Here is a 23,272-nt window from a genome sequence, read left to right as displayed (position 1 = left end):
CCGCATTACGCTTGCACAGTGGCACGGAGAGGTGCCGGCCCGACGATCGCCCTTCTCCTGGAGGCTCTGTGCCTGAAGCACTGCCCGACCTGTTCCACGCCGACGGCGTGCTCTTCGACCTCGACGGCGTGCTCACCCCGACGGCCGAGGTGCACATGCGCGCCTGGAAGGCCGTGTTCGACGATGTGTTCGCGCGATGGGGGATCACTCCGCCGTACACCGATGCCGACTACTACGACTACGTCGACGGCAAGAAGCGCTACGACGGCGTCGCGAGCCTGATGCACAGTCGCAACGTCGAGCTGCCGTGGGGCGACGTCGACGACGACCCCTCGGCCGAGACCGTGTGCGGTATCGGCAACCGCAAGAACGCCGCGTTCGCCGCATCGCTGCGCGGCCAGGGGATCGCGCCGTATCCCGGCTCGCTCGCACTCGTCGAGAGCCTGCATTCCGCCGGAGTCCCGCTCGGCGTGGTGTCGAGCTCCAAGAACGCCGAAGAGGTCCTGGGGGCCGCGGGCCTGCGCTCCTTCTTCCGGATCGTCGTCGACGGCGTCGTGGCCGAACGCGACGGACTCGCCTCCAAACCCGCCGCCGACATGTTCGCCGCCGGTGCCGTCGCCCTCGGGATCGACCCCGCCCGTGCGGTCGCCGTGGAGGACGCCACGTCCGGCGCCGCCTCCGCTGCCGCGGCCGGCTTCGCAACCCTGGTCGGCGTCGACCGTGGCACGGGTGCCGACGCCTTGCGCGCGGCCGGCGCCACCGTCGTGGTCGACGACCTCGCCGTCCTCCTTCCCTCTTCCCGCACCGACATCCCGGAGACCGCATGATCGACCGCGACCGCTTCCCCGTCGACCCGTGGCGTCTGATCGACACTCACTACTCGGAGGAGGGCGTCGGAGAGACGCTGTTCTCCGTCGGCAACGGCTATCTCGGCCTGCGCGGCAACCACATCGAGGGTCGCGGCGCGCAGGAGCACGGCACGTTCATCAACGGCCTGCACGAGACCTGGCCGATCCGTCACGCCGAGCAGGCCTACGGCTTCGCAGAGGTCGGGCAGACGATCGTCAACGCGCCGGATGCCAAGGTCATGCGCGTGTACGTCGACGATGAGCCGGTCTCGCTGGACGACGCCGATGTGCGCGAGTACCGGCGCACACTCGACCTGCGCACCGGCGTGCTGGAGCGCCACGTGGTCTGGGAGACGCCCTCGGGCAAGCGCGTGCGCATGCGGGACGAGCGCATCGTCAGCTTCGAGGAGCGTCATCTCGCCGTGCTGCGCCTCGAGGTCGTGGTCGAGAACGCCGACGCGCCCGTCACCATCAGCTGCCAGCTGCTCAACAGGCAGGACGGTGCGGGCGTCTACGCGGGCACACCGATCGGCACGAAGGCCGCGGCGTTCGACCCCCGCAAGGCCGAGAAGATCGCCGACCGCGTGCTGGAGCCGGCCGAGCACTGGCAGGACGGGCTGCGATCCGCGCTCTCCTATCGTGTCGCCGATTCGGGCATGACCGTCGCCGTGGTCGCCGATCACGTCGTCGAGACCGAGAACGAGTACAACGCCCGCACGCTGGTGGAACCGGACATCGCCAAGAACGTGTTCCGTGTGCAGGCGAAGGCCGGCGTGCCGATCACCGTGACCAAGCTCGTCAGCTACCACACGTCGCGAGGCGTACCCCCGCGCGAGCTCGTCGACCGCTGCCGTCGCTCGCTCGACCGGGCGGCGGACGAGGGCGTCGAGACCGTGTTCCGTCGGCAGCGGGAATGGCTCGACGCGTTCTGGGAGCGCAGCGACGTGCAGATCGGCGGGCGCGACGACCTGCAGCAGGCCACCCGCTGGTGCCTGTTCCAGCTCGCCCAGGCCTCGGCGCGTGCCGACGGCGCCGGAGTCCCCGCCAAGGGCGTCTCCGGTTCGGGATACAGCGGGCACTACTTCTGGGACACCGAGATCTACGTGCTCCCGTTCCTCACGTACACCTCGCCACGCTGGGCATACAACGCGCTGCGCGCCCGCGTGCGCATGCTCCCGGCCGCACGTCGTCGGGCCGCGCAGCTCAACGAGGCGGGGGCGCTCTTCCCCTGGCGCACGATCAACGGCGAGGAGGCCTCGGCCTACTACGCGGCCGGCACGGCGCAGTACCACATCAACGCCGACATCAGCTTCGCCCTGGGCAAGTACGTGCGTGCGACGGGGGACGAGGAGTTCCTGCGTCGGGAAGGCGCCGACATCGCGATCGAGACCGCCCGGTTGTGGGCGACCCTCGGCTTCTGGCGTGCCTCCCGGTTGATCGAAGGCATGCCGGGGGAGGGGACCGAGACGTTCCACATCCACGGCGTCACCGGCCCCGACGAGTACACGACGGTCGTGAACGACAACCTCTACACGAACGTCATGGCGCGCTACAACCTCCGCTACGCGGCCAAGATCGTGCGCGAGATCAGGGAGAGCTATCCCGACGACTACGTGAAGCTGGTCGACCGCACCGGCCTCGGCCCCGGCGAGGCCGAAGCCTGGGATCGCGCCGCAGAGGCCATGTACATCCCCTACAGCGAGGGACTCGGCATCCACCCGCAGGATTCGCTGTTCCTCGAGCGTGAGGTGTGGGACCTCGCCAATACGCCCGCCGATCAGCGTCCGCTCCTGCTGCACTTCCACCCCCTCGTGATCTACCGGTTCCAGGTGCTCAAGCAGGCCGACGTCGTGCTGGCGCTCTTCCTGCAGGGCAATCACTTCACGCCAGAGGAGAAGAAGGCGGACTTCGACTACTACGACCCGCTGACCACCGGCGACTCGACTCTCTCGGCCGTCGTGCAGTCGATCCTCGCCGCCGAGGTGGGGTATCAGGACCTCGCGCAGAAGTACTTCGAGCAGTCGCTGTTCGTCGACCTGCACGACCTGCACCACAACGCGGCGGACGGCGTGCACGTCGCTTCCGCCGGCGGGGTGTGGACGGCTCTGGTGTGCGGTTTCGGCGGGATGCGCGACTACGCCGGCGAACTGAGCTTCGACCCGCGGCTTCCGGCGAGCTGGCCGTCGCTGTCGTTCCCGCTGCAGTGGCAGGGATCGACGCTGCACGTGACGGTGACTGCGGCCGAGCTGCGGGTGCAGGTGAGGAACGGACCCCCCGTTCCCTTCAGCGTGCGAGAGACCGCGTACATCGCGACCGTCGACGACGAGGTCGTCGTGCCGCTCGCGGATCAGGGTCCCCTGCTCCCCGGTCGTCCGACGCTCCGACAGTTCGCCGACGCTCGACGCGAGGACGGCACGCGCATGTCGGCATCCGTTCCCGTGATCACGACGACGATCCCGGTGATCGAGACGATCGACTGATGCTCGGGCCCGCCGAAGGTCGGTGGCACGCCGTAGGCTGTTGAGGTGACCACAGCCCTCTACCGCCGCTACCGACCCGAGACGTTCGGCGAGATGATCGGGCAGTCCCAGGTGACCGATCCGCTCATGACGGCGTTGCGCGGTGACCGGGTCGGCCATGCCTATCTGTTCTCCGGCCCCCGCGGGTGCGGCAAGACCACGTCCGCGCGCATCCTGGCGCGGTGCCTGAACTGCGCCGAGGGGCCGACCGACGTGCCCTGCGGCGTCTGCCCGAGCTGTGTGGAGCTGTCTCGGGCCGGCGGCGGATCACTCGATGTCGTCGAGATCGACGCGGCGAGCCACAACGGCGTCGACGACGCGCGCGACCTGCGCGAGCGGGCGACATTCGCCCCCAGCCGCGACCGGTACAAGATCTTCATCCTCGACGAGGCGCACATGGTGACGCCCCAGGGCTTCAACGCGCTGCTCAAGCTCGTCGAAGAGCCGCCGGAGCACGTGAAGTTCATCTTCGCGACCACCGAGCCCGAGAAGGTGCTGGGCACGATCCGCTCGCGCACCCACCACTACCCGTTCCGGCTCGTCCCGCCGGCCGCGATGCTCGAGTACGTCGCCAAGCTGTGCGCCGAAGAAGGCGTGATCGTCGAACAGGGTGTCCTCCCGCTCGTGGTCCGCGCCGGCGGCGGCTCGCCCCGTGACACGCTCTCGCTGCTCGACCAGCTGATCGCCGGCTCCGACGCCCCCGCAGGTTCGGAGACGGTCACCGTCGGCTATGCGCGCGCCGTCTCCCTGCTCGGGTACACGCATGCCGCCCTCCTCGACGAGATCGTCGACGCGCTCGCCGCGGGCGACGCGGCGACCGCGTTCCCCGCGATCGACCGGGTCGTGCAGACCGGGCAGGACCCCCGTCGCTTCGTCGACGATCTGCTCGAGCGTCTGCGCGATCTCATCGTGATCGCGGCGGTCGGCGCCGGCGCATCCGCCGTCCTGCGCGGTATCGCCGAAGACGACCTGGAGCGCATGCGCGCCCAGGCCGCAGAATTCGGCTCCGCACGCCTCTCGCGCACGGCCGACGTGGTGAGTGCGGCACTCGACGACATGTCGGGAGCCACATCTCCGCGCCTGCATCTCGAGCTCATGGTCGCACGGGTGCTCGCGGGAGCGACGGATGCCGCCGTGGCTGCGCCCGCGCCGGCGGGGGAGCGTACCGCGGCTCCCGCCCGACAGGTCGCGACCCCGGCAGCGCCGGCGCCTTCCGCGTCATCCACGATCGCGGCTTCGGCAGGTTCATCGGCTCCCGCGGCCCCGGCGTCTGTGGCCCCGGCGGCTCCCGTCAGCCCGGCCGCCTCCACGCACACGCCGGAGCCGGTCGTCGTCGAATCCGCTCCTGCTTCCGCTGCTCAGACTCGGGTCGTCGAGGAGGCAGCGAGCGAGAGCGTCGGTGCGGTATCCGACGGTGCCGTACCGGAACCCGCGGCTCCTGCGGAACCCGCGGCTCCTGCGGCATCGCAGGGACCGGTCACGTTCGAGCGCATCCGCGCCGCGTGGCCCGCCGTGCTGACGCGGCTCGAGAGCATCAGCCGCACGTCCTGGCTGCTGGCCACGGCCGTGCAGCCCCTGGCGTACGTCACCGAGACCGAGGTGCTCACGCTCGGATTCACCAGCCAGCACGATGTTGCCAAGTTCAAGGGCACGATCCCGGGCTCAGGGCCTTCCGACCACCTGCGTTCCGCGATCGAGAACGAGCTCGGCGTCCGCGTGAAGTACCTCCCCGCCCCGATGCCGACCGGGGGTGCCCCGCGCCAGCCGGCGTCGTCCGGATCCTCGGCACCGAATGATTCCGCTCCCGCATCGGAGCCTGCGTCAGCGCGTTCCCCTCGTTCGCAGGTCCGTGGCGCGTCCGCATCGTCGGTGACGGAGTGGGCCGTCGCGTCGATTCCGACCGCGAACGAGGAGTCGGTGCGCGACGCTCCGATACCGTCCGCGCCGCTCCCCGTCGACGATGAGCCCGAAGAGGTCGAGGCAGCGGCCTCGGCACCGGTTCCCCCGTCCGACGGTGTCATCGATCGCGACGAACCGCCGCTGCCCGGCGACGACGAGGCTCCGGCCTACGACGATGAGCCTCCGTACGACCCCTCGTACGAGCCGCCGGCCGACCCGTCCGTGTCGCGCGGGGCTGCTCCTGACCGGTCGGCGCCGCAGACGCAGCGCACGGCCGTCGCCACTCCGCCGGTCGTGATCGAGCGTTCGCCCTCCGTCGGAGGAGTGCAGCGCTACGGTGAGGCCGTGATCCGCCAGGTGCTCGGCGCGACATTCCTGCGCGAAGAGCCCTACGAGCCCCCGACGAGGTTCTCCTGATGTACGACGGCATCGTTCAGGAGTTGATCGACGAGTTCGGTCGGCTCCCCGGCATCGGCCCGAAGTCCGCGCAGCGGATCGCGTTCCATATCCTGCAGACGCCGACGTTCGACGTCGCTCGTCTCGCTGAGCTGCTCAGTGAGATCCGTCTCCGCGTGCGGTTCTGCGAGATCTGCGGCAACGTCGCCGAGCAGGAGCGTTGCGCCATCTGCCGCGACCCGCGTCGCAGCCAGGCGCTGATCTGTGTGGTCGAAGACGCCAAAGACGTCGCCGCCATCGAGCGCACCAGGGAGTTCCGGGGCCTCTACCACGTCCTCGGCGGAGCGATCAGCCCCATCGCCGGTATCGGACCGGACGACCTGCGCATCGCCCAGCTCATGACCCGCCTCGCCGACGGCACCGTGCAGGAGGTCATCCTCGCCACCAACCCCAATCTCGAGGGGGAGGCGACCGCGAGCTACCTCAGCCGCCTGCTGACGACGATGCAGATCACGGTCTCCCGTCTCGCTTCGGGCCTGCCCGTCGGCGGCGATCTCGAGTACGCCGACGAGGTCACCCTCGGTCGCGCCTTCGAAGGCCGGCGCATCCTGTGAGCCCCCACACGGGCTTCTCACGTCGTGGCTGGCTCCTCTTCGGTGCCATGGCGCTGCTGTGGGGAGTTCCGTATCTGTTCATCAGCGTCGCGGTCGAGTCGTTCTCGCCACCGGCGATCGTGGCGGGGCGCACGCTCATCGCGGCTCTGCTGCTGCTGCCGTTCGCCCTCCGCAGCGGTGCGCTGCGTGCCGCTCTGAAGCACTGGCCGTGGGTGCTCGCGTTCGGCGTCGTCGAGATGGCGGGCCCCTTCCTGTTGCTCGGGCACGCCGAGATGACGCTGCCCTCCGGCATGACGGGCCTGCTGGTGGCGACCGTGCCGCTGTTCGCCGCTCTCATCGCTCTCGGCGGTGGCGACCGCGGCGTGCTGCGGCCGGCCCGCGGGATCGGTCTGCTCGTCGGGTTCGTCGGTGTCGCGGTGGTGGTCGCGGGCCCCGGGCTCTTCGGTGGTGAGGTCAGTCTTCTCGCGGCCGGCGAGGTGCTGCTGGTCGCGGTGCTGTATGCGACCGCGCCCTTCATCGTCGCTCGCAAGCTCAACGATGTGCCGTCCCTCGGCACCATCACCCTCTCTCTTCTCATGATCGGGATCTGCTACCTCCCGATCGGGCTGCTCACTCAGCACGAGGTGCCCACTCTGCCGTCGATCGTCGCGCTGCTCGCGCTCGCCGTGATCTGCACGGCGGTGGCCTTCCTGGCCTTCTTCGCGCTCATCCGCGAAGTCGGTCCGGTGCGCGCGCCACTGTTCACCTATGTGAATCCGGTGGTCGCGATCGTCCTCGGAGCCCTCGTCCTCGCCGAGCCGTTGACCCCCGGCCTGCTGCTGGGCTTCCCGCTGATCATCGTCGGGTGCTGGTTCGCCGCCACAGGTGGTCGGCTGCGGCCGGTCTCTCCCCAGGCTCTCCCGCCCTCCCTCTGAGCCGCGCCCCGCACCTCCTGCCGCGCGCCGCGCCGCGCACCTCCCACTCCGAGTCGTCGAGTGCACGGCTTGCTGTCGAGTGCACGGCTTGCTCACGCGAACATCCTGTGCACTCGGCGACATCCTGTGCACTCGATGCACCGCGGCCTGACACATGCGCAACGGGGCATACGCGCCGATCGTAGAATGAGCGTGGGCGGATCCGCCCGTCATCCCAGGGAGTGATCGTGGCCCTCATCGTGCAGAAGTACGGCGGCTCGTCCGTCGCCGACGCAGAGAGCATCAAGCGCGTCGCCAAGCGCATCGTCGATACGCGTCGTGCCGGTCACGACGTGGTCGTCGCCGTGAGCGCCATGGGCGACACCACCGACGAGCTGCTCGATCTCGCCAACGAGGTCGCACCGATTCCCGCGCCGCGTGAACTCGACATGCTCCTCTCCAGCGGAGAGCGCATCTCGATGGCGCTGCTGGCCATGGCGATCCACTCCATGGGCTTCGAGGCGCGGTCGTTCACGGGCAGCCAGGCGGGCATGATCACCGACTCGCAGCACGGTGCCGCCCGCATCGTCGATGTCACGCCCGTGCGTCTGCGCGAAGCTCTGGACGAGGGCGCGATCGTGATCGTCGCCGGGTTCCAGGGCTTCAACCGCGACACCCGTGACATCACCACGCTCGGTCGCGGCGGATCCGACACGACCGCCGTCGCCCTCGCCGCCGCGCTCGATGCCGACGTCTGCGAGATCTATAGCGACGTCGACGGCATCTTCACCGCCGATCCGCGCGTGATCCCGAAGGCACAGAAGCTCGACCACGTCTCGAGCGAGGAGATGCTGGAGCTCGCCGCCAACGGGGCCAAGGTGCTGTACATCCGCGCCGTCGAGTACGCACGCCGTCACGGCGTCCTGATTCACGCTCGGTCGACGTTCTCGTCGGCCGAGGGCACATACGTTCTGGGCGAGGGTATGAAGAACCCCCGCGAAGCCGAGGGAGCAGTCATGGAAGAACCGATCGTCGCCGGCGTCGCCACCGACTTCAGCCAGGCCAAGATCACGGTCGCGGGCGTGCCCGATGTGCCGGGCAAGGCCGCCGAGATCTTCAAGATCGTCGCGAAGTCGGGTGCGAACGTCGACATGATCGTGCAGAACGTCTCGGCCACCGGACGCACCGATATCTCCTTCACCGTTCCCAAGGCGGATGCGGCGGCCGCCCTCAAGGCCCTCGCCGGAGAGCAGACCGAGGTCGGGTTCCAGAACCTGATTCACGACGACCAGATCGGCAAGCTGTCTGTCGTCGGCGCGGGCATGCGCACGCACTCGGGTGTCTCCGCGACCCTCTTCGAGGCGCTGTCGGCCGGGGGGATCAACATCGAGATGATCTCGACCTCGGAGATCCGCATCTCGGTCGTGCTGCGCGACACCGACCTCACCGAGGCCGCGCGCACCGTGCACACCGCCTACGGACTCGACGGCGACGCCGAAGCCACGGTCCACGCCGGCACCGGCCGCTGATCTCCGCCGTTCATCGCCGTTTTCCTGCCGACTCCGTGCCCCATCGGGACGCAGCGCCGGCAGTTCGTGAGACCACGGTAGACTCGCCGAAACCCTGACACCGGCGCCAGGCGCAGCTTCATCACCCCGACGCCGCGCCCGAAGCCTCGTACGCAGTACCGCACGACGCCAAGGAACATCATGACCCGCATCTCCGATTCAGGACTCTCCGTCGCCATCGTCGGCGCCACCGGCCAGGTGGGCACCGTGATGCGCGAGATTCTCGCCGAGCGGTCGTTCCCGATCCGCGACCTGCGCCTGTTCTCCTCCGCGCGCTCGGCCGGCACGGCCATCGAATTCGGTGGCGCGACGGTCATCGTCGAAGACGTCGAGACGGCGGATGTCGCGGGCATCGACATCGCCCTGTTCTCGGCCGGAGCCACCGCGAGCCGCGCTTATGCGCCGCGCTTCGCCGCCGCCGGCGCCGTGGTCGTCGACAACTCCAGCGCCTGGCGCATGGACCCCGAGGTCCCGCTCGTGGTCAGCGAGGTCAACCCGCACGCGATCGACGAGCGCCCCAAGGGCATCATCGCGAACCCGAACTGCACCACGATGGCCGCGATGCCGGTGCTGAAGGCCCTGCACGCCGAGGCCGGTCTCGAGCGTCTGATCGTGTCGACCTACCAGGCTGTCTCCGGCTCCGGCCTCGCCGGTGCCCAGGAGCTCCTCGGCCAGGTCGAGGGCGTGCTCGCACAAGGCGACACCCTCCGCCTCGTGCACGACGGGTCGGCGGTCGACTTCCCCGAGCCCGAGAAGTACATCGCGCCGATCGCGTTCGACGTGATCCCGTTCGCCGGCAACCTCGTCGACGACGGCGACAACGAGACCGACGAGGAGAAGAAGCTCCGCAACGAGAGCCGCAAGATCCTCGAACTCCCGGACCTCCGTGTCGCGGGCACCTGCGTGCGGGTGCCGGTCTTCACCGGGCACTCGCTGTCGATCAACGTCGAGTTCGCCGGCGACATCACGCCCGAGCGTGCGCGCGAGGTGCTGAGCGTCGCTCCGGGTGTCGTGCTCGACGAGGTTCCCACCCCGTTGCAGGCCGCGGGGAAGGACCCGAGCTTCGTCGGTCGCATCCGCGCCGACCAGTCCGCCCCCGAGGGCAAGGGGCTCGTGCTGTTCCTCAGCAACGACAACCTGCGCAAGGGGGCGGCGCTGAACGCCGTGCAGATCGCCGAGATCCTGGCAGAGCGCCTGGCGGTCATAGCCTGACGGTATCCCCGCGATGTGGAAGCGGTCTGACCGGGCCGTGCCGCATGGTCGGCGGTGGCGTGCCCGCGAACTAGACTGGTTCGGTGACTGAAAACGTCGATGTCGTCCTGATCGGCGGTGGCATCATGAGCGCCACCCTGGGTACTCTCCTGCACGAGCTGCAGCCGGAGTGGAAGATCGTCGCCTTCGAGCGACTCTCCGAGGTGGCTCAGGAGAGTTCGAACCCGTGGAACAACGCCGGCACGGGGCACGCCGCACTGTGCGAGCTGAACTACATGCCGCAGCAGGGTGATGCCCCGCTCGACCCCGCCAAGGCGGTCTCGATCAACGAGCAGTTCCAGCAGAGCCGGCAGTTCTGGTCGTCGCTGGTGGAGAAGGGCGTGCTCGATGCGCCGTCGACCTTCATCAACGCGACGCCGCACATGACGTTCGTGCGCGGTGAGAAGGATGTCGCGTACCTCAAGAACCGGTACGAGGTACTCAAGAAGCAGCCGCTGTTCGCGGGCATCGAGTACAGCGAGGATTCCCGCGTCATCAACAAGTGGGCGCCGCTCCTCATGCAGCAGCGCGTGAAGGGCGAGCCGTTCGCCGCGACCCGCGTTCCCGCGGGCACCGACGTCGATTTCGGCGCCCTCACGCACCAGCTGTTCGACCACCTGACCGACTCCGGCGTCACGCTGCGCACCAACCACGAGGTGCGCAGTCTGAAGAAGCAGAAGGACGGTACCTGGCTGGTCAAGTACCGCAACAGCATCGGTCACACCCCGAGCGAGGTCAAGGCGCGCTTCGTGTTCGTCGGGGCCGGCGGCTGGGCTCTCAAGCTGCTGCAGAATTCCGGCATCCCGGAGATCAAGGGCTACGGCGTCTTCCCGATCGGCGGCCAGTTCCTCAAGACCACCAACCCGACGATCGTCGCCCAGCACAAGGCGAAGGTGTACTCGCAGGCGTCGGTGGGTGCTCCGCCCATGTCGGTCCCGCACCTCGACACGCGTGTCGTCGACGGCGAGGCCTCGCTCATGTTCGGGCCGTTCGCGACCTTCAGCCCGAAGTTCCTGAAGAACGGGTCGATGCTCGACATCGTCTCGCAGGTGCGCGCGCACAACCTGCTGCCGATGCTGCAGGTGGCGGTGAAGAACCCCGATCTCATCACGTATCTCATCAGCGAGCTGCTGAAGAACCACGCCAAGAAGGTCGACAGCCTGCGTACGTTCATGCCGACTGCGAAGGACGAGGACTGGACGCTCATCGACGCCGGCCAGCGCGCCCAGGTCATGAAGAAGGACCCGAAGAAGGGTGGCATCCTGCAGTTCGGTACCGAGGTCGTCGCGGCGGCCGACGGGTCGATCGCGGGTCTGCTCGGTGCTTCTCCGGGCGCCTCGACCGCCGTGCCGATCATGCTCGATCTGCTCAAGAAGTGCTTCCCCGCGGAGTACCCGGGTTGGGAGCCCGAGCTGCGCGCGCTGATCCCCACGTTCGGCGAGAAGCTGAACGAGAATCCGGAGCTCGCCGAGAAGTCGACCGCAGCGACCGCAGCCGCACTCGGCATCAACGTCTGAGGTCGCACCGTGGCGAAGCTCTACTTCCGCTACGGCGCGATGAACTCCGGAAAATCGACCGCCCTGCTGCAGGCCGCCTACAACTACGAGGAGCGCGGGCAGCACGTGCTTCTCGCGAAGCCGGCGATCGACACCAAGGGGGCATCCGAGATCGAGAGTCGGCTCGGGGTCACCCGTCGGGTCGACTTCCTGATCGATCCCGATGACGATGCGCGCGCGATCTTCGCCGCACATCGCGGGCGCATGCAGCATGCGTCGGACGACGAGCTGCTGCCGGAAGGGCCGAGCGACGTCGCCTGCCTGCTGATCGACGAGGCGCAGTTCCTCACGCCGACCCAGGTCGATGATCTCTTCCGCATCGCGGTGGTCGACGGAATCCCGGTCATCGCCTACGGCATCCGCAACGACTTCCTCACTCATGCCTTCCCCGGATCCGCGCGACTGCTCGCGATCGCGCACTCGCTGGAGGAACTCAAGACCATCTGCCGCTGTGGGCGGAAGGCCGTGTTCAACGGTCGCGTCGTCGGTGGACGGTTCGTGTTCGACGGCGACCAGGTCGCTATCGACGAGGGCGCGACCGGATCGGCCTCGCCGGAGCTGACCACCTATGAGTCGCTCTGCGGTACCTGTTACCTCGAAGAGTCCGGTGGTCGCCTGGGCTGAGGTCGGCCCGATCCGTCGAGGCGCCCGTCGGCCGCTGCCGTCGCGCAGCCGTGCACAATCCAGGAAGACAGTCGGCCCCGTGCCGCGGTGAGCCGTCTGCGACGCACGTCGTCGTCTTCTTCCTGAGGTGCGCATGCGGGGCGGGGATCGAGCGTGCCTGTTTGCGTGGTCTGACCACACGCGATACTCTGTGGTCAGACCACAGGAGGTTCGATGACCGACCAGCCGGCGCGCGCATGGCGACTCGTGCTCGAGCACATCGAACGCGACCTCCTCGACGGACGTCTCGGCCCGGGTGATCGTCTCCCGTCCGAGCGTGATCTGGCATCCGAACTCGGCGTCGGACGCTCGAGCGTGCGCGAGGCGTTCCGGGTGCTCGAAGTGATGGGGCTCATCCGCACGGCGACTGGCTCGGGCCCGCAATCGGGCGCCATCGTCATCGCCACGCCCACCGGTGGCATGTCAGCGCTGCTGCGGCTCCAGGTGGCGGCGCAAGGCTTCCCGCTCGACGACGTCGTGCGCACGCGTCTGGTGCTCGAAGACGCGGTCGTCGCCGCGATGGCAGGCGCCCCCGAGCGCGACACGGACCGCGCCCATGAACTGCTCGCCGCGATGGACGCCCCGGGCCTCGCCCCGTCGGAGTTCCTCGCCCTCGACGCGCAGCTGCACCTCTCGCTCGCCGAGGCCAGCGGAAACACGGTCATCGCCGCGATGATGGCGGGTCTTCGTTCCTCGATCGAGTCCTACGTGCAGGCGGGCGTCTCCGCGATCGCCGACTGGGAGGCGATGGCGATGCGGCTTCGCGCCGAGCACCACGCACTCGTCGCGGCGATCGATGCCGCCGACGTCGAGACAGCGCGTTCCCTGGTCCACACGCACATCACCGGCTACTACATGTCCGCGGGCCTGACCCGTGAGATCCACCCCCAGATCTGAGAGGCACATCATGGTGCAGCGCCAATTCCCCAACCCCGTCGAGCTCCTCGAGCTGATGAAGTTCAAGAAGCCCGAACTCGACGGTCGCAAGCGACGGTTGGAGGGTGCTCTCACGATCGATGATCTTCGCCTGATCGCCAAGCGCCGCACGCCGAAGGCCGCGTTCGACTACACCGACGGCGCCGCCGAGGGCGAGCTGTCGCTCACGCGCGCACGTCAGGCGTTCCAGGACGTGGAGTTCCACCCCGGGATCCTGCGACCGGCGCCGACCGTCGACACCAGCGTCGAGATCCTCGGCGGTCCGTCCGCTCTGCCGTTCGGAATCGCCCCGACCGGGTTCACCCGTCTGATGCAGACCGAGGGGGAGACGGCGGGCGCGGGCGCCGCGGCCGCCGCCGGGATCCCGTTCACGCTCTCGACCCTCGGCACCACTTCGATCGAGGGCGTGAAGGCTGCCAACCCGCACGGACGCAACTGGTTCCAGCTCTACGTCATGCGCGACCGTGAGATCTCCTACGAGCTCACCCGTCGCGCCGCCGCCTCGGGGTTCGACACCCTGCAGTTCACGGTGGACACCCCGGTCGCGGGAGCGCGTCTGCGCGATAAGCGCAACGGGTTCAGCATCCCGCCGCAGCTGACCCTCGGCACGATCATCAACGCGATCCCGCGCCCATGGTGGTGGTATGACTTCCTCACCACCCCGAAGCTCGAGTTCGCCTCGCTCAGCACCACCGGGGGGACCGTGGGCGAGCTGCTGGACGCCGCGATGGACCCCACGATCAGCTATGACGATCTCGCCGTCATCCGCGATATCTGGCCAGGCAAGATCGTGATCAAGGGCGTGCAGAACGTCGAGGACTCGGTGCGTCTGCGCGATGCCGGAGTCGACGGAATCGTCCTCTCGAACCACGGTGGCCGCCAGCTCGACCGTGCACCGATCCCGTTCCACCTGCTTCCCGAGGTGCGCAAGGCCGTGGGCGACGACTTCACGGTGATGATCGACACCGGCATCATGAACGGTGCGGACATCGTCGCCGCGGTGGCGCTTGGAGCGGACTTCACGCTGATCGGACGGGCGTACCTCTACGGTCTGATGGCGGGCGGACGTCAGGGTGTCGACCGCACGATCGCGATCCTGCGCAGCGAGATCGAACGCACGATGCGCCTGCTGGGTGTCGCCTCGCTCGCCGAGCTCGAGCCCGCGCACGTGACCCAGTTGACCCGCTTGGTTCCCGTGGCCCGCGCCGCCGCGGAAGCCCGCGTGCACTGAGCCCTGCTCGTCCGGATCTGACCGGGAGGTGGCCACGTCGTCTCAGGACTGCGTGGCCACCGCCCTGGTGCGTGGGGGCCACGGCACCAGCATCGACGTGGTCTTGCGGTACTGGGCGTACGCCGGATACTTCGACGCGGTGATCGACTCGGTGAAGATCGTCGAGCCGATGAAGAGCACGGTCAGCAGAGCCGGACCGACGATCGTCGGATTCAGCACCCCGCCGATGACGCCGGCTCCGCCGGTGACCGCAGCCGTCGCTCCGATCGCGTAGAAGGCCCACCACTGCGCCTGCTCGAAGAAGAAGTTCGGGTGCCGGCTGTATCGGAAGAGGCCCGTCGTGGCGAATCCCGGTGCGAGCGTGCCACCCGCCTGCTTCTTCCGCTGATGGAACACCCACTGCTGCTGATCGGCGATCGTCTCTCCGACGAGGAAGGCGACGAATGCGGCGATGAACAGCGCATCCCACCCGGTGAGGGCCGAAGGATGCTGTGCGGCGACCAGCGTCGGCAGCGTGATGAGCACGAGCAGCGCCATCTGATAGCAGATGATGAACAGCGCGTTGAAGATCTGGAACTGCCAGGGCCGCATCCGCCCACGCAGGATGGCCCAGCGGTAGTCCTCCATCCCGGTGTAGCCACCCTTGCGGGCGAAGTTGAAGGTCAGGCGTGCGCCCCACGCGGTGGCGAGCACACCCATCACGACCACACGCGCCGACCCGTCACCGTTCACGAAAGCGCCGGCGACGAAGATCCAGACGTAGGCCACCGGCACGATCGACCACGCGCGGTCGACCCAGGAGGTGTCGCGGGTGATCAGGGAGAGCACCCAGCAGACGGCGCTGGTGGCCGCGGCGACGATGATGACGATCAGCAGGGCATCCATGACGCCATGCTAGGACTCTCGCGTAGGGTCGCGCAGCGCGACACCGCGAAGGTCAGAGCGTCAGCAGAAGCGCGTCGAGCTTGTCTGCGGTGTCTTCCCAGCCGTCGACGGCGATGGCGGGAACACCGATCGCGAGCACGGGGTAGTCGTTGCCCCCCTCATCGAGCCGGTCGCCGTAGAACAGCATCTCGGTGAGGGCGATGCCGGTGTGCGCGGCGAGTTGCCGCATCCCGAAGGCCTTGTCGATACCGGCTTGGGTGATGTCGATCGAGGTCGAACCGCCCGAGCGCACCTCGAGACCGGGAAGGCGTGCGGCGACCGCATCCCGCAGCGCAGCCCGCTTGGCGCCCGTCGGGTCCCAGTCGTGCTTCGCCTCGCGCGGCGCACGCTGACCGAGCGCCGAGAAGGTGATCTGCGATCCGCGGTCCTCGAGGATGTCGCCCCACGGCTCGGCCTCCCAGAGTCCGAGGCGCTCGGCCTCTTCGCGCAGAGCCGTGAGGGCCGCCTGCTTGTCGGCCTCGCTGAGATCGTGGGCGTAGACCGGGGCGAAGTCCGTGCCGTCGTGGCGGAGGTAGCGGGTGCCGCAGGTGGGCAGGAGGTGCAGCCGGGCGAGATCCGAGGGGTCAGCGTCTCCGAGCTGTGCGATCACCTGCGAGCGGAACTGCGCCTCGTTCCCTCCGGAGATGATGGCGACGTCGACGGTGCGCAGCAGAGTGCGGAGCAGCGCGGCGATCCGCGGGTCGATCAGGCCCTTGGAGGGGGCGAGCGTGTCATCGAGATCGAAGGCGACGAGTGTGGGCGCGGTCATGATGTCTCCAGCCTAGAAGGTGGACGCTGGGAGGATCTCGGGGCGATCAGCAGGGTGAAGGCGACCGCGACGGCGACGCCGATGATGGCGCCCGTCGAGTTGGCGACGACATCGTTCACGGTGGCCGCGCGGTGGGGGAGAGCCACACGTTGGGCGATCTCGATCATCGCTGACAGCAGCGGCCCCACCAGCACAGCGAGGAACCAGATACGACGGGGGAGGAGTAGGAAGGCGAGGATGCCGACCGGCACGAAGACGAGCACGTTCGCGATGATCTCGAGCCGGGTGAAGTCGAGCCACTCCCAGCCGAGACGGTGAGCTGTGGCGAGCACGAGGTCGAGCAGATTCGGCATCGACTCCTCGACCTTCGACGGCGTGAGGGTGAGGGCGGCGAGGCCGATCAGGAAGGGGACACCGAGGGCGATCGCCCAGGCCCGGGTGAAACGGCGCGGCGGCGGGAGCAGAGAGTTCATGCGTTCCCTTTCGTGCACGGTCCCGGTACAGAGAAGGCCGCCCCTGAGGGCGGCCTTCCGGTGTTACTGGTCGGGGTGACAGGATTTGAACCTGCGACCTCTTCGTCCCGAACGAAGCGCGCTACCAAGCTGCGCCACACCCCGTTTGCAACCCTCCGAGTCTACAGGGAAATGTTCCCTGCGCCGAATCGAGGCCGGATCACACCTGTGCGGTCAGAGTGAGCAGCGTCGCCTCGGGGCGGCAGGCGAACCGGACCGGCGCGTAGATGGAGTGTCCACACCCCGCGCTGACGTTGAGCGGCACAGTGCGGCCGCCGTGCGACCAGGTGCTGAGCCCCTTGGCCTGCTTGAGCGGGATGTCGCAGTTCGCCACGAGAGCCCCGTACCCGGGAATGCACACCTGACCGCCGTGCGTGTGGCCACCGAGGATCGCATCGGCACCGAGATCGATGAAGCCGTTGAGCACCCGCTGATAGGGCGCGTGCGTGACGCCGAGGACGGGCGTCGCTGCGTCGCGGGCACCGAGAGCCGCGATGGCATCGGGAAGCTCATCCAGACGGTCCCAATCGCGGTGAGCGTCGTCGACACCGAAGAGATCGACGTCGCTGCCCGCGATGTTCAGCCGCGCCGCAGAGTTGTTGAGCTCGATCCAGCCCAGCTCGTCCGCGAAGTACCGATCCATCGCGTCCGTGTCGAGAAGCTCCGGCTTGTGGTGCTTCTTGGACGGTCCGAGGAAGTAGCGGAAAGGGTTCCGCGGAGACGGCGCGGCGACGTCGTTCGAGCCGTGCACGAACACGCCGGGGATGCCGGCGAACGGAGCGAAAGCGCGCCGGATGCCGTCGAGTCCGTTCTCGTGGCCGAGATTGTCCCCGGTGTTCACGATGAGGTCGGGCTTCAGCTCGGCGAGGGAGGCGAGCCAGTCCTGCTTGCGATGCTGCCACGGCGCCATGTGCGCATCGGAGATGTGCAGGATACGCAGCGGTGCGGCACCGGGCGGGAGAGCCACTGTTGAGGCCTCGCGCACGGTGAACAGGTACCGCTCGATCCCGATCCCCCAGATGGCGGCGCCGGCACCCACGGCCCCCACCGCGCCGAGCGCGATGAGGGCCGGGTGCGCGCCGCGACGGGCCGCTACTGGCACGTCACACGCACGGCGGTGGACTTGCTGGCCGCGGTGCCGGGCGCAGGGTCGGATCCGCCGACGACGGAGGTCGGTGGATTGCAGGAGTTGTCGAATTCGATATTCGTGAATCCTGCGGCGCCGAGCGCGGCAGAGGCTTGGGCTCTCGACATCCCGACGAGATTCGCCGGGACGGTCGTGCCCTGTCCGTTGCTGGTCGTGAGGGTCACCGTCGCGCCAGTGGCCGCCTCCCCGGTCGGATCCTGGCCGGCGACCAGGCCGACGGCGAGGTCGCTGTCCACTGCTCCTCCGACAGAGACCTGGAAGCCGGCGTCCGTCAGGATCGCGGTCGCTTCCTCGACGGACTTGCCCACGACACTCGGAACCGTCGTCAGCTGCTGTCGGGTGAGCTTGCCATCGGGCTTCGGGAAGGCGTCTCCACCGTACGCAGCGTTCGCTGCGGCCTGCGCGGCCTGCGCCACCGGGTAACGCATGTCGTTGAGGTTCCAGCCGTTGGCCCTCTTGCGGTAGATGTTCTCCTGGCCCTGCCAGCGGCCGGCCCAGACCGCCGTGGCGACCTTGGTGCTGGACTCGATCATCATCGTCGACCAGGTGTCGTGCGTTCCGGTCTTGCCGATCAGCGGCGTGCCGTCGTTGGGGTTCGCCCGGGAACCGGTGCCGCCGCCACCCATGACGCTCTGCAACGCGAAGGCGGCCGTCGCGGCGACCTCGGGAGAGATCACTCCGTCGGTGCACGACGATGCCGGCAGTTCGCGGTCCTGACCGTCGGGGCCGACGACGCGATCGATCGCGCGCGGTGTGCAGTACTTCCCACCGCTCGCGACGGTCGCGTAGGCGTTCGCCATCGCGAGGGGGGAGATGTTCTTCGGGCCGAGCACGTCGAAGGGCACGTTCTCGTCGGTGACCTTGTCGCCGTTCGCCAGTGTGACACCCATACGGTCGGCGACCTTGTTGATGTCGCAGATATCGAGCTTCGACGCCATCGCGAAGTAACCACTGTTGAGCGAGTTCTTCGTGAAGCTCAGCACGGATCCGGTTCCACCGCCACCGCCACCGAAGTTGCCGATCTCCTTGGTGTTGGCGTTCTGCTTGGCTCCGCAGACGGGGATCTTCAGGTTCGTCTGCACGCTTCCGTTGAGAACCTCGTTGACGGAGTGGCCCTTCTCGAGCCAGTCGATCAGCGTGAAGAGCTTGTAGGTCGAGCCGACCTGGAAGCCACCCGAGTTCCCGTGGTTCTTATCGCCCGCGAACACCAGGGAGGAGTAGGCCTGATCATCGGTGGGAGTCTCGGTGAAGGTCGTGTTCTGCGTCATGGAGAGGATTCGGCCGGTGCCGACCTCGACCGAGACGCCGGCCGCCCCGAAGTACTGGTTGTCGGCGTTGGCGGGAACAACCTCGGCCATCTTCTCGGCGGCGGGGTTCTGGATGCGGTAGTCCAGCGTCGTGTAGATCTTGAGGCCACCGCGGCGGAGCAGATCCGTCCGCTCCTGCTGGGTCTTGCCGAAGGCCTCGTCGTTCAGCACGATCGACTTCACGTACTGGCAGAAGTAGGCGCTCGTGCCTGCGGAGGCGCATCCCTGCGTCGGTGGGTTCAGCGCGGGGGCGATCTCCGAGGCATCGGCTTCGTCGTACTGCGCCTGCGTGATCTTGCCGTCCGTGAGCATGCGCCCGAGCACGTAGTGTCGGCGGTCCTTCGTGAGCGAGTATCCGTCCGCCGCAGTGTTCAGGGCGACGCCCTCGGCGTTGGTGGTCGTGCCCTGTTCGGCCTTGTCGATGCGATACGTGTTGGGGTTCTGCACGATGCCCGCGAGAGTCGCCGACTGCGCGACCGTGAGGTTCGCCGCGGTCGTCGAGAAGTAGTAGTTCGCGGCGGCCTCGATGCCGTACACAGTGCCACCGAAGTTGGCGATGTTCAGGTAGCCGAGCAGGATGTCGTTCTTCGAGAAGTCCTTCTCGATCTGGATCGCGTAGCGCATCTCCTGCAGCTTGCGCTCGATGCCCTTGGCCCCGGTCGCGTTGGTCGCATCCTTCCAGCACTGCTGGAGGTCCTCAGAGTAGGTGTCGGACGTGGTGTCGACCTCCTGCTCGCACTTCTGGATGAGGACGTTCTTCACGTACTGCTGGCTGATGGTCGACGCACCACGGCTGGACGTGCCGCGTACGTTGTCCACCAGAGCCTTCACCGTGGCGCCGATGTTGACGCCGCCGTGGCTGTAGAAGTTCTTGTCCTCACTCGAGAGGATCGCGTCGTACAGGTTCGGGGAGACCTGTTCGTACGTCACGGGGACACGGTTCTGCTCGTAGAACGACGCGAGTTCGACCTGGGATCCGTCGGGGGCGGTCGCGTAGATGGTCGACTGCTCCATCGGCGTGCTCGGGTCGAGGCTCTCGGGGAGCTGATCGAAGAGCGTGAGGGCCTGGGTGCCTGCGAGACCGGTCATCGCGAGGACCGGAGTGACGCTGGCCGTGACGAGGAGACCGGCGACGGCGCTCAGGCCGACGAGCCCGACGAGACCGCCGAGCACGCCTCTCACCGTGCGATTCTTTTGGGGCATACGCTTGATCGTAGGGGAGTTCCCTGAATACCGCCTTTGACGAGCCCGCCCCGGATCTCGGGTGTCGTGCCCCGATCGACAGGAGTGCCATGACCACGTGGGAGTACCTCACCACGCCGCTGCTGATCCACAACACCGCAGCCATCCTCAACAACTGGGGCAAGCAGGGCTGGGAGCTCGTCCAGGTCGTGCAGGGCCCCGAGGGCGGGCTCGTCGCCTACTTGAAGCGCCCCGTGACGTCGGATGCGTCGACGAACGCCGGTCTCGCAGCCGCAGAACAGGCCGCCCGTCAGTTCGAGGGAGGCCAGGCATGAGCGTCTCCGCCCGTCTTGCCGAACTCGGCATCGAGCTCCCGGCCGTCGCTGCCCCGGTCGCCGCCTACGTCCCGGCGGTCGTGCACGGCGGTCTCGTCTACACCTCCGGGCAGCTTCCGTTCGTCGACGGTGCGCTTCCGGCCGTCGGCAAGGTCGGCGGCGAGGTCTCCGCCGAGGACGCCAAGTCCTACGCCCGCACCTGCGCGCTCAACGCCCTCGCCGCGGCAGCGGATGCGGCCGGCGGGATCGATCGCATCGTCGGTGTGCTCCGCGTCGGCGGCTTCGTCGCCTCGGCGGAGGGCTTCACCGGTCAGCCCGGCGTCATCAACGGCTCGAGCGAGGTACTCGGTGAGATCTTCGGCGATGCCGGGCGTCACGCCCGCGCGGCCGTCGGCGTCGCCGAGCTTCCGCTCGGCAGCCCGGTCGAGGTCGAGGTCGCCTTCCTGCTGGCCTGACACCCGGCGCGGCATCCAGCCGCCGGTGAACCAGAAACGCGCCTCCCCGTCGGGGGAGGCGCGTTTTCTGTCTCGTCCGGGTGGCTCTACTTGACCTGCGCCGAGATGATGCTCATCACCGCGGTGTCGGCGAGGGTCGTCGTGTCACCCACCTCGCGGCCCTCGGCGACGTCGCGGAGCAGGCGCCGCATGATCTTCCCGGAGCGGGTCTTCGGCAGCTCACCCACGATGTAGACATCGCGCGGGCGGGCGATCGCGCCGATCTGCTCTCCCACCCAGAGGCGCAGCTGCTGGGCGAGGCCGGCAGGCTCGTGCGCGGCGAGATAGCTCTCCTTGATGATGACGAAGGCCACCACTGCCTGACCGGTCGTCTCGTCCGAGGCACCGACCACGGCGGCCTCGGCCGTCGCTTCGTGCGCGACCAACGACGATTCGATCTCCGCGGTCGACAGGCGATGTCCGGAGACGTTCATGACGTCGTCGACGCGACCCAGCAGCCACAGGTCGCCGTCGTCGTCGAGGCGCGCGCCATCCCCGGCGAAGTAGTAGCCCTGGTCTTCGAACTTCTCCCAATAGGTCTCCCGGTAGCGCTCGGGGTCGCCCCAGATGCCGCGCAGCATGCTGGGCCAGGGCTCGGTGATCACGAGGAGGCCGCCGCTGCCGTTGCCGACCTCGACGCCGCTCTCGTCGACGACGTCGATAGAGATCCCGGGCAGAGGCACCTGCGCGGAACCGGGCTTGGTCTCGGTGACTCCCGGAAGAGCGGACACCATGATCGCGCCGGTCTCGGTCTGCCACCAGGTGTCGACGATCGGGGTCTTGTTCGCCCCGATGACCTCGCGGTACCACATCCATGCCTCGGGGTTGATGGGCTCTCCCACCGAGCCGAGCAGTCGCAGCGACGACAGATCGAACTTCGCGGGGACGCTGCGGCCGATCTTCATGAACGAGCGGATCGCGGTCGGCGCGGTGTAGAAGATCGACACCTTGTACTTCTCGATGATCTCCCACCAGCGGCCGGGGTGCGGGGCATCCGGTGTGCCTTCGTAGAGCACCTGGGTCGCGCCGTTGGCGAGGGGGCCGTACGTGACGTAGCTGTGTCCGGTGATCCAGCCGATGTCGGCCGTGCACCAGAACACATCGGTCTCCGGGTGCAGATCGAAGACGTACTTGTGCGAGTACGCCGCCTGGGTCAGGTACCCGCCTGAGGTGTGCAGGATGCCCTTGGGCTTGCCCGTCGTGCCCGAGGTGTAGAGGATGAAGAGCGGGTTCTCGGCGGGGAAGGCCTGTGCCGTGTGCTCGGTGGAGGCGGCAGGGACGGCGTCGTGCCACCAGATGTCGCGTCCGTCGGTCCAGTCGACCTCGTTCTCGCCGCGGCGGACGACGAGGACGTGCTCGACGGTCTGCTGCTCGCCGTCGCCGCGGTCGGCGAGGGCCTGATCGACGGCCGGCTTCAGCGCCGAGACGCGACCCTTGCGGTAGCCGCCGTCGGCGGTGATGACGAGCTTGGCGCCGGCGTCGTCGATGCGCGAACGCAGGCTGTCGGCGCTGAAGCCGCCGAACACGACGGAGTGGATCGCTCCCAGGCGGGCGACCGCGAGCATCGAGGCGATCGCTTCGGGGATCATCGGCAGGTAGATCGCGACGCGGTCGCCCTGGCCGATGCCGAGACCTTCGAGCACGTTGGCGACGCGCTTGACCTCGTCCGTGAGCTCGGCGTACGTGATGCGGCGGGAGTCGCCCGGCTCGCCTTCCCAGTGCAGGGCGACGCGATCGCCGTTGCCTGCTTCGACATGACGGTCGAGGCAGTTGTAGGCGACGTTCAGCTCGCCGTCCTCGAACCACTTCGCGAAGGGCGGGTTGCTCCAGTCGAGCACCTGGGTGAACGGCTTGTGCCAGTGCACCAGCTCTCGGGACTGCTCACCCCAGAAGGATTCGCGATCGGCGGCGGCACGCTCGTACAGCTCGGGCGAGGAGATGGTGTGGGCGACGAAGTCCTCCGACGGCGGGAACTTCCGGGTCTCGTCGAGAAGATGATCGATCTGGCTGCTCATCGGCAGGCGCTCCTTTGCGGCATACGGGTCTTACGAGCATGGTCGTGGGGGTGGCGACCAGGTCACGGCGAATCTATCTCCGCGGCCTCCTGTCGCATACTGCCGAAAGTCGGTAGTGCGGCCGGTTTTGTCAGGACGGTCGCCTTGCGTACACTCGACGACAGCCGAATTCTCATTCCGGCCTTGGCGTGCCCGATTCCCCCAATCGTGGTT

At 68.2% G+C, this 23,272-nt stretch carries 19 protein-coding genes and 1 tRNA gene; 13 read left to right on the top strand and 7 right to left on the bottom strand.

Annotation, left to right across the window (positions count from 1 at the left end; translation table 11 throughout):
• The first annotated feature begins 68 nt into the window (after nt 1–68).
• From MST3598_RS13585 to MST3598_RS13535, 11 genes are all read left to right on the top strand, one after another.
• The gene (locus tag MST3598_RS13585) at nt 69–827 is read left to right on the top strand and encodes an HAD family hydrolase (protein ID WP_096359602.1); all 759 of its coding nucleotides are present in this window, start codon (nt 69–71) and stop codon (nt 825–827) included.
• Nucleotides 824–3,328 carry a glycoside hydrolase family 65 protein gene (locus MST3598_RS13580; protein WP_029258721.1) on the top strand — a complete coding sequence of 835 codons (2,505 nt, stop codon included), beginning with the start codon at nt 824–826 and terminating at the stop codon, nt 3,326–3,328. Before MST3598_RS13585 ends, MST3598_RS13580 begins: the two co-directional genes overlap by 4 nt.
• A 45-nt stretch (nt 3,329–3,373) precedes the next feature.
• A complete protein-coding gene (locus MST3598_RS13575; RefSeq protein WP_029258720.1) occupies nt 3,374–5,683 on the top strand; it encodes a DNA polymerase III subunit gamma and tau in 2,310 nt (769 codons plus the stop codon).
• Nucleotides 5,683–6,276 carry a recombination mediator RecR gene (recR, locus tag MST3598_RS13570; RefSeq protein ID WP_021199140.1) on the top strand — a complete coding sequence of 198 codons (594 nt, stop codon included), beginning with the start codon at nt 5,683–5,685 and terminating at the stop codon, nt 6,274–6,276. The genes MST3598_RS13575 and recR overlap by 1 nt, the downstream gene beginning before the upstream one ends.
• Nucleotides 6,273–7,190 (top strand): DMT family transporter, encoded by a 918-nt coding sequence (locus tag MST3598_RS13565; protein ID WP_029258719.1) that lies wholly within the window; start codon nt 6,273–6,275, stop codon nt 7,188–7,190. The genes recR and MST3598_RS13565 overlap by 4 nt, the downstream gene beginning before the upstream one ends.
• A gap of 227 nt (nt 7,191–7,417) precedes the next feature.
• On the top strand, nt 7,418–8,698 hold the full coding sequence (locus MST3598_RS13560; protein WP_029258718.1) for an aspartate kinase: 1,281 nt from the start codon (nt 7,418–7,420) through the stop codon (nt 8,696–8,698).
• A 180-nt stretch (nt 8,699–8,878) separates the two neighbouring features.
• The gene (locus tag MST3598_RS13555; protein ID WP_021199137.1) at nt 8,879–9,949 is read left to right on the top strand and encodes an aspartate-semialdehyde dehydrogenase; all 1,071 of its coding nucleotides are present in this window, start codon (nt 8,879–8,881) and stop codon (nt 9,947–9,949) included.
• Nucleotides 9,950–10,032: 83 nt separating this feature from the next.
• Nucleotides 10,033–11,505, top strand: coding sequence for a malate:quinone oxidoreductase (locus MST3598_RS13550; protein WP_021199136.1), 1,473 nt, complete (start codon nt 10,033–10,035; stop codon nt 11,503–11,505).
• 9 nt (nt 11,506–11,514) lie between these two features.
• Complete coding sequence (locus tag MST3598_RS13545) at nt 11,515–12,168, top strand: thymidine kinase (RefSeq protein WP_021199135.1); 654 nt, start codon at nt 11,515–11,517, stop codon at nt 12,166–12,168.
• Nucleotides 12,169–12,381: 213 nt separating this feature from the next.
• Nucleotides 12,382–13,104 (top strand): FadR/GntR family transcriptional regulator, encoded by a 723-nt coding sequence (locus tag MST3598_RS13540; protein WP_029258716.1) that lies wholly within the window; start codon nt 12,382–12,384, stop codon nt 13,102–13,104.
• Nucleotides 13,105–13,114: 10 nt separating this feature from the next.
• The gene (locus MST3598_RS13535; RefSeq protein ID WP_029258715.1) at nt 13,115–14,374 is read left to right on the top strand and encodes an alpha-hydroxy acid oxidase; all 1,260 of its coding nucleotides are present in this window, start codon (nt 13,115–13,117) and stop codon (nt 14,372–14,374) included.
• A 42-nt stretch (nt 14,375–14,416) separates the two neighbouring features.
• Here MST3598_RS13535 and MST3598_RS13530 read toward each other — a convergent pair whose 3' ends face one another.
• The 6 genes from MST3598_RS13530 to MST3598_RS13505 form a co-directional block, all read right to left on the bottom strand.
• Complete coding sequence (locus MST3598_RS13530; RefSeq protein WP_029258714.1) at nt 14,417–15,259, bottom strand: DUF1295 domain-containing protein; 843 nt, start codon at nt 15,257–15,259, stop codon at nt 14,417–14,419.
• Between the two features lie 52 nt (nt 15,260–15,311).
• Nucleotides 15,312–16,067 carry an HAD-IIB family hydrolase gene (locus MST3598_RS13525; protein ID WP_029258713.1) on the bottom strand — a complete coding sequence of 252 codons (756 nt, stop codon included), beginning with the start codon at nt 16,065–16,067 and terminating at the stop codon, nt 15,312–15,314.
• Entirely contained in the window at nt 16,064–16,540 is a 477-nt protein-coding gene (locus MST3598_RS13520; protein ID WP_021199130.1) for a VanZ family protein, read from the bottom strand. The genes MST3598_RS13525 and MST3598_RS13520 overlap by 4 nt, the downstream gene beginning before the upstream one ends.
• A 67-nt stretch (nt 16,541–16,607) precedes the next feature.
• Nucleotides 16,608–16,684, bottom strand: a tRNA-Pro gene (locus tag MST3598_RS13515).
• A gap of 55 nt (nt 16,685–16,739) precedes the next feature.
• Nucleotides 16,740–17,681, bottom strand: coding sequence for a metallophosphoesterase (locus MST3598_RS13510; protein ID WP_029258711.1), 942 nt, complete (start codon nt 17,679–17,681; stop codon nt 16,740–16,742).
• Nucleotides 17,672–20,236, bottom strand: coding sequence for a transglycosylase domain-containing protein (locus MST3598_RS13505; RefSeq protein WP_029258710.1), 2,565 nt, complete (start codon nt 20,234–20,236; stop codon nt 17,672–17,674). The genes MST3598_RS13510 and MST3598_RS13505 overlap by 10 nt, the downstream gene beginning before the upstream one ends.
• Before the next feature lie 89 nt (nt 20,237–20,325).
• Here MST3598_RS13505 and MST3598_RS13500 point away from each other — a divergent pair, with 89 nt between their 5' ends.
• Both MST3598_RS13500 and MST3598_RS13495 read left to right on the top strand, forming a co-directional pair.
• On the top strand, nt 20,326–20,550 hold the full coding sequence (locus MST3598_RS13500) for a hypothetical protein (RefSeq protein ID WP_021199127.1): 225 nt from the start codon (nt 20,326–20,328) through the stop codon (nt 20,548–20,550).
• Nucleotides 20,547–21,005 (top strand): RidA family protein, encoded by a 459-nt coding sequence (locus MST3598_RS13495; protein ID WP_021199126.1) that lies wholly within the window; start codon nt 20,547–20,549, stop codon nt 21,003–21,005. The genes MST3598_RS13500 and MST3598_RS13495 overlap by 4 nt, the downstream gene beginning before the upstream one ends.
• An 86-nt stretch (nt 21,006–21,091) precedes the next feature.
• Here the strand turns inward: MST3598_RS13495 and acs are convergent, their stop codons facing one another.
• Nucleotides 21,092–23,059, bottom strand: coding sequence for an acetate--CoA ligase (acs, locus tag MST3598_RS13490; protein WP_021199125.1), 1,968 nt, complete (start codon nt 23,057–23,059; stop codon nt 21,092–21,094).
• Nucleotides 23,060–23,272: the final 213 nt, after the last annotated feature.

Source organism: Microbacterium sp. TPU 3598, assembly GCF_002356155.1.
GTDB classification, from domain to species: domain Bacteria; phylum Actinomycetota; class Actinomycetes; order Actinomycetales; family Microbacteriaceae; genus Microbacterium; species Microbacterium maritypicum_A.
Note: the sequence above shows the minus strand (reverse complement) of the source record. Positions and strands in the feature narration are given on the sequence as shown.